This is a genomic window from Flectobacillus longus (genome assembly GCF_030056705.1).
Taxonomy (GTDB): Bacteria; Bacteroidota; Bacteroidia; order Cytophagales; family Spirosomataceae; genus Flectobacillus; species Flectobacillus longus.
On the sequence record NZ_JASHIC010000066.1, the window covers coordinates 1 to 1,208 of the forward strand.

Below are 1,208 nucleotides of genomic sequence, written 5' to 3' on the forward strand. Positions count from 1 at the left end.
TGACGTGAGTTCGTCGCTGTTTCACAAGTCGTAGTGTTATCCTTACAACCTACATAATAAGTAGTCGTTGCTGTGATACTTGGTGCGTAGCTTGTGCCTGTTGTCAACACACTTGTTGAGCTTTGACTTGCATACCATTGTACCGTTTGTCCTGATGAACATACTGCACTTAAGTTTACTACACCACTACCACATACTGCTCCACCTTGTACACTTGATGAACTTGGTGCTGGTAGGTTTGGATTTACTGTACCTACTACACTTTGACGGGTTCCTGCGGTTGTCTCACAAGTTGTTGTATTGTCTTTACAACCTACATAATAGGTTGTCGTTGATGTCAAACTTGGAGCATAACTTGTACCTGTTGTCAACACACTTGTTGAACTCTGACTTGCATACCATTGCACCGTTTGTCCTGTTGTACAAGTTGCTGTCAAGGTAACCACACCAGCTTCACATCTTGAGGCGCCTACTACATTACTTGAACTTGGTGCACTTGGAATTGGGTTAACTGTTCCGATTATTCCTTGACGTGTTCCTGTTGCTGTTTCACAATTCGTTGTGTTATCTCTACATGCTACATAGTAGGTTGTCGTTGCAGTGATACTTGGTGCATAGCTTGTACCTGTTGTCAATGCAGTTGTTGATGTTTGACTTGCATACCATTGTACTGTTTGACCTGTAGAGCATGTTGCTGTCAAATTCACTACACCACTACCACATACTGCACCATTCGTTACATTACTTGAACTTGGTGCACTTGGGATTGGGTTTACTGTCCCTACTACTGCTTGACGTGAGTTCGTTGCCGTCTCACAAGTCGTAGTATTATCTTTACAACCTACATAATAAGTCGTCGTCGCTGCTATACTTGGTACATAACTTGTACCTGTTGTCAACACTGTTGTCGAACTCTGGCTTGCATACCATTGTACTGTTTGTCCTGTCGAACATGTGGCACTTAAGTTTACTACGCCGCTTCCACATACTGCGCCACCTGATACATTACCTGCACTTGGTGAACTTGGGATTGGATTAACCGTACCTATTACTGCTTGACGTGAGTTCATCGCTGTTTCACAAGTCGTAGTGTTATCCTTACAACCTACATAATAAGTAGTCGTTGCTGTGATACTTGGTGCATAACTTGTGCCTGTTGTCAATACACTTGTTGATGTTTGACTTGCATACCATTGCACCGTTTGTCC

1 protein-coding gene is annotated in these 1,208 nt (G+C 43.0%); it reads right to left on the reverse strand.

Annotation, left to right across the window (positions count from 1 at the left end; translation table 11 throughout):
* On the reverse strand, nt 1-1,208 hold a 1,208-nt coding region (locus QM491_RS25445), incomplete at both ends, for an Ig-like domain-containing protein (protein WP_283330399.1).